This is a genomic window from Anaerophaga thermohalophila str. Valhall (genome assembly GCF_000250735.1).
In the GTDB taxonomy this organism is placed as follows: Bacteria; Bacteroidota; Bacteroidia; order Bacteroidales; family Marinilabiliaceae; genus Anaerophaga; species Anaerophaga thermohalophila_A.
On the sequence record NZ_AHZV01000226.1, the window covers coordinates 1 to 5,181 of the forward strand.

5 protein-coding genes are annotated in these 5,181 nt (G+C 40.0%); all 5 read right to left on the bottom strand.

The genetic code is table 11. From position 1 onward, the window contains the following. Positions 1 to 205 precede the first annotated feature (205 nt). Complete coding sequence (gene fucP / locus OQ5_RS0112265) at positions 206 to 1,501, bottom strand: L-fucose:H+ symporter permease (RefSeq protein ID WP_016777772.1); 1,296 nt, start codon at positions 1,499 to 1,501, stop codon at positions 206 to 208. Between the two features lie 169 nt (positions 1,502 to 1,670). After that, on the bottom strand, positions 1,671 to 2,336 hold the full coding sequence (locus OQ5_RS21010; protein ID WP_218054537.1) for a zinc-binding dehydrogenase: 666 nt from the start codon (positions 2,334 to 2,336) through the stop codon (positions 1,671 to 1,673). Further along, a complete protein-coding gene (locus OQ5_RS23880; protein ID WP_218054538.1) occupies positions 2,329 to 2,688 on the bottom strand; it encodes an alcohol dehydrogenase catalytic domain-containing protein in 360 nt (119 codons plus the stop codon). The genes OQ5_RS21010 and OQ5_RS23880 overlap by 8 nt, the downstream gene beginning before the upstream one ends. A gap of 10 nt (positions 2,689 to 2,698) precedes the next feature. Continuing rightward, a complete protein-coding gene (locus tag OQ5_RS0112275; RefSeq protein WP_016777773.1) occupies positions 2,699 to 3,526 on the bottom strand; it encodes an amidohydrolase family protein in 828 nt (275 codons plus the stop codon). A gap of 12 nt (positions 3,527 to 3,538) precedes the next feature. Next, a complete protein-coding gene (locus OQ5_RS0112280; RefSeq protein ID WP_016777774.1) occupies positions 3,539 to 4,585 on the bottom strand; it encodes an aldo/keto reductase in 1,047 nt (348 codons plus the stop codon). Positions 4,586 to 5,181: the final 596 nt, after the last annotated feature.

The window sequence follows — 5,181 nt, forward strand, 5'->3', positions numbered from 1 at the left end:
GTCCATAAAGTGCCATTTACTGTGTTACGCTCGTCCGTAAATTACTCATTTACGATGAGTAAACTCCGTATTTTCGGACTTCGCAAGCCTTGTAAATGACACTTTCTGAACATACACATGCTAAGTAAAAAATTTTCCAGACTTTATAGACACACACGAATTAGTGCGTGTCTATAAAGTCTGGAAAATTTTTAAGGTTCAAAGGTTACGCAGGCGCCCTTAGTATACGGCTTCGATATCCGTATATGGCTACTATTAGAAAGCAAACAAAAGGCAGAATGAAGGACAGATTAACAGCCGGATATCCGCCAACGCTTTCCAGGTCAATAATACTTCCCTGGATTGGGGGCATCAGTGCACCGCCTACAATGGCCATCACCAGACCAGCGGAGCCCAAAGTAGCATCTGTTCCAATTCCTTTTAAAGCAATACCATAGATGGTGGGAAACATGAGTGACATGAATGCAGAAGTGGCAACAAGGCAATAGAGGCCAGGCATTCCTTGTATCAGAATTGTACCCGCGGTGGTAGTCATTCCTCCAATGGCAAAGAGTGTAAGGAGTTTGTTGGGATTTATATATTTCATCAGAAAAGTACTGATGAAGCGGCTGGTCAAAAACATTACCATGGCTGCAATATTGTAGTTCTGGGCTGTTGACTTATCAATGCCCAGGTTTTCTGCATATTGAATGATGAATGTCCAGCACATAATTTGTGCTGCAACATAGAACAGCTGTGCAATTACGCCTTCTCTGTAAACTTTGTTTCTGAGCAGACGTCTCATCGGTTCTTTTACCTGAATTTTGCGTTCAGTTCTTTCCCATACCGGCATCTTATAGATCAGAATCAGGAAAAACATTACTATTACTACGCCACCTAATATTAAATAGGGATTTCGAATTATAGCCAGGTCATGTGTTCTTATGGTCATTTTTTCTATCTGGCTTAATGTTGAAAAAATCAATTCACCCTTTTCATTGCGAATATCAGATTGTAGTGAGGCCAGAATATATTTTGAGGCTACAAACATACCGAGCAGTGAACCTATCGGGTTGAATGCCTGGGCCAGATTTAAACGGCGGGTTGCCGTTTCTTCTTTTCCCATGGCCAGAATGTAAGGATTTGCTGTTGTTTCGAGAAAGGCCAGACCAAAAGTAAGGATGTATAACGATACTAAAAAAAAGCCGAACAATTCAAACCTGGCGGCAGGATAAAACAATAATGCACCGGTGGCGTAAAAGGCGAGTCCCAAAAGAATTCCACTCTTGTAGCTGAATTTTTTAATGAATAGGGCAGCCGGTATGGCCATTGTTGCATATCCTCCGTAAAATGCGAATTGTACCAATGCGGCTTTGGCGTTTGATATTTCCATTACCGTAGCAAAAGCAGCCACAAGAGGATTTGTTATGTCATTGGCAAACCCCCATAGGGCAAACAGGCTGGTAACCAAAATGAAAGAAACCAGATATTTTTTTTCAACAACAGGGATGGTACTTTTCATACAAAATTAGTCTAAGTTATTAGTCTGATGGAACACGCATGCATGTATTTATACTTGTTTTTTTGTGGTAACGTTTTCTATGCCTTTTTCATCTTACATCTTATATCTAAAAATCTAAAAATCTAAAAATCTAATATGATTATCCCTGCCCGGCTTGTTTCATATTTTTCTAAAATTGAACTAATATTTTCAAAATTTTCCCCGGGTTTTCCGCCCATTGTTTCATAGCTTCAGTGGCATCTTGTATGTCGATTATTTTTGAAATCAGGATTCGTTCATCCAGACTTGAATTTTTTAAAAATTTAATGACCGCATCGAAGTCTGCCGGGTTGGCATTCCTTGAGCCTCTGATTTCCAATTCTTTTTGTACCCACAATTTGGTAGGAGAGGGAATATCCTCTTTTGCATAACCAATGCATACCACACGACCGGCAAAACCTACTTCCTCAATGGCCGATTTGTATGTAACCGGATTTCCGGCAGCTTCAATAGCGACTGAAGGCCCGTTTTCTTCAGTAATTTTGTTGAGCTCTTTATGGATATCTTGTGTTTTGGCGTTAATCTGGAATTTTGCACCCAATTTCCTTGCTACTTCCAGTTTGGAGTCATCAATATCGACGGCAATTACTGTTGCACCCCGCAAATGAGCCCGCAAAATTGCCCCGCTTCCAATCATTCCGCACCCAAATACAACTACTGTATCAATATCGGTGATGCCAATGTTGTCAACTGCATGAAATCCAACAGTTAATGGTTCAACTAAAGCAAGTTGAATACCGGAGAGTTCCTGCTCTACTATTACTTTTTGCCATGGGAGGGAAATGTATTCAGTCATTGCTCCGTCCCTTTGAACCCCCAGTGTCTGATTGTAGCGACAGGCGTTGTATTTTTTTTGTTTTGCAGGCAGAACAATGACCGCAGTTCGTATAGGGAATTACTGTTGCAGATTGGCCGGGTTTAAATTTTTCAGGAACACTGTTGCCGGTTTCCTCAATTACTGCAGATATTTCGTGCCCCGGGATTCTCGGGTAACTCACCAGCGGGTTCTTTCCTGAAAAGGTACTCAAATCAGAACCACAAAATCCGACATACTTAATTTTCAGCAAAATTTCTCCCTCTTCCGGTTGTGGCTTCTCTCTTTCAGTCATTCGCATGACACCGGGGTTCAATATCTCAATCGTCCGCATTGTTATTGTTTTAAAGATTGTATATTAACCTGGCATTCCTGCCCAGTATTTGCTCCTGCTCAAGGCTGCTTAATTTGCTTATCCATTTTTTCACAAGTTTCAGCCACGATTTATAACTGGTGGCTACCAGGCAAACAGGCCAATCTGAACCGAAAAGAAGTCGCCCCGGGCCAAATGCTTCTAATACAACGTCGAAGTAAGGTTTTAGCTGATCTTCCGTCCAGATGGTAAAATCGGCTTCGGTAACCATTCCGCTTAACTTGCAGCTCACATTTTCGCGACGGGCGAGTTCTTTGATGTCCTTTTTCCAAACCTTAATCTCATTAAGCCTGATTTCTGGTTTTGCAATGTGGTCAAGCACAAATGGCTGGTCGGGATGTTGATCCACAAACCGGATGGTATTTGGTAGTTGACGGCCAAATATCAGGATGTCGTAAATGAGTCCGTATTTTTTTAACTGTGAAATTCCGTTATTAAAATTCTTTTTCAGGATAAACTGCGGATCAGGTTCACCCTGAATGACATGCCGGACACCTTTCAACGAATTGTTATTCTTAAAACGACTGAGTATTTCAGGGATGTTTTTATCAGAAAGGGGAACCCAGCCAACCACACCTTTTATGAATTCATTCTCTGCGGCGAGTTGCAATAGCCAATCGGTCTCTTCCAATGATTGTCTGGCCTGCACAGATACAACCCCTTCAACACCGATACCGGAAAGAGTGGCTTTTAAATCTTTTGGTAAGAAGGATTTTTTAATGGACGTCATATCATTGTTGATCCAATCAAATTCTTCCCGATTATAGTTCCAGAAGTGTTGGTGTGAATCGATAATCATTGTACAAAAATTTTAAAGGGATTGATGAAGAAGCGGGAAAGGGGTTTTAATGATACCTTTCTCTGTTAATACTTCCCAAAAGGCCTCCGGGATGTTTTTGTCCAGAACTTTCTTATTCAGAGATATTCTTTCGGGCTTACTTGGATTGAGAGATACTGCAGAAACCTGTGGAGGTGCCAGGGCAAATTTCAGGCAAGCATCGCCGGGGGATACGTTAAATTGATTACAGACTTCAAAGAACTTTTCCCGCCACTCAAACAGTTGTTGGTCTTTAGGATTGTTTCGATCCGGTATCCGGTAATCAAAATACTTACCACCTGTTAAAAATCCTGCATTGAAGATGGCTGAATTGATTATGCAGACTCCGTCGGTGTGCAATCTTTCCATAAATTTCAGCACCTCGAGGGGATGGTTGTAAATGGTAAATGTGTTGGCCAGCATGACCCAGTCAAACCGTATGTGCTCATAAAGTTCTTTGATTATTCTCCAGTCTTTTGCCCCAATACCCACACTTTTTACTTCTCCTTCAGCTTTTAATTCAAATAATGCATTGTAAGCACCCAGAATGTCGTTAAAACGACCTTTTCGTTCCTGGTCATCCGATGCAGCCGTTAAATATTCATCAGGATCATGGACAGAAACCAACTCCGGTTTGTATCTTTCGCCCAACAGTTCGCATCCCTGTTGCCAACATTCCAAAATCCCTCCATAACTAATTTTTTGGATAGCATCATATTTCAGGTTAGCCCATATCCCCGGCTCAAAAGTTGGTTCCTTATTTTTTAGGGGAACCCGGTACCATCCCAGTTTATTGCTTATGGTGATCTGTCCTGGCTGTACATTCATCTCTTTCAAGCCCTGTCCGATTACCTCCAACGCAAGTCCTGCTCCGTATTTGCCAGCAGTATCAATCATTACAGGGCCTTCCGATACACGAAACCATTCCTGCATTATGGCTATTTTTTCCTTGTATGTCAGTTCCCGGTAAAGATTCCCAAGAAAACTGGTTCCGTAGATTATTGAAGGTATATTGATCCCTGTCCTTTTTTCTATATGCATTTAGTTCATTTTTTTCTTTGCTTATTCTGTATCTCATCCCTGTGACAGGCTTTTTTGCCTTAGAAATGAAACGAAAAATGAATTTCTTTGAAATTCTATAAACAACACTCCGTTAAACTTTTGCTGATATCTGATAATTAATTGTTTATACAATCAATGGCATAAGCTATAACTCTCTCATAATAAAAGCATTGTGTGATTGCGCTCAGGCTCTTTTAAACTGACTATTGATAAAAACAGATATAAAAAATAAGCGTAGTTTTCACAATTTTAGGATTTGAGGGCCTGCAAAGGAAATGCAATGTTGTAGCTTCCACTGCTGTTCATTTAATATATGTTGGTTACTTTCTATAAGTTGCAATGTTATTAGTTCTTGTTTATCAATACAAATACAACAATCTACATACATGAATGCAAAGCTTTGCGAAACGCTTTGCATCTATGAATAAATGTTGTATAACATGATTAATTAAAAAATATAAACAAAAGCCAAAATAAATAATTGGCTGTTAGATCGCATTTTTTTTTCAGTGTTTTTAAATCCGGATATATTTTATCAAGAGATCGTTAGATTTTTAGATATAATATCACTACTG